Origin of the sequence: Streptomyces sp. P17 (genome assembly GCF_032436805.1) — a bacterium.
Classification (GTDB): domain Bacteria; phylum Actinomycetota; class Actinomycetes; order Streptomycetales; family Streptomycetaceae; genus Streptomyces.
Genome location: NZ_JAVRBF010001351.1, coordinates 1 through 244, shown reverse-complemented (window position 1 = coordinate 244; position 244 = coordinate 1). Strand labels below are relative to the sequence as shown.

The window sequence follows — 244 nt, the reverse complement described above, 5'->3', positions numbered from 1 at the left end:
GCTTCAGGATGGCGAGCTCGGGGCGGTTGTCGAACGGCTGCACGTCCCACTTCGGCCCGCCCACGGCGCCGAACAGCACGGCGTCGGCGGCCTTGGCCTTCTCAAGCACCGCGTCGGTGAGCGGAACTCCGTTGGCGTCGATGGAGGCGCCGCCCGCCAGGTCCTCATCCAGGGTCACGGCGAGGCCGAAGCGGGCCGTCACCTTCTCCAGCACCTTCACCGCCTCGGGCATGACTTCGGGACC

The 244-nt window shown here is 70.5% G+C and carries 1 protein-coding gene; it reads right to left on the bottom strand.

Annotated features, from left to right (window positions below; translation table 11 throughout):
- Positions 1-232, bottom strand: a 232-nt coding sequence (locus RMT89_RS44940; RefSeq protein WP_315889517.1) for an isocitrate/isopropylmalate family dehydrogenase, incomplete at its 3' end; no start/stop codon positions are given.
- Between the last annotated feature and the right edge of the window lie 12 nt (positions 233-244).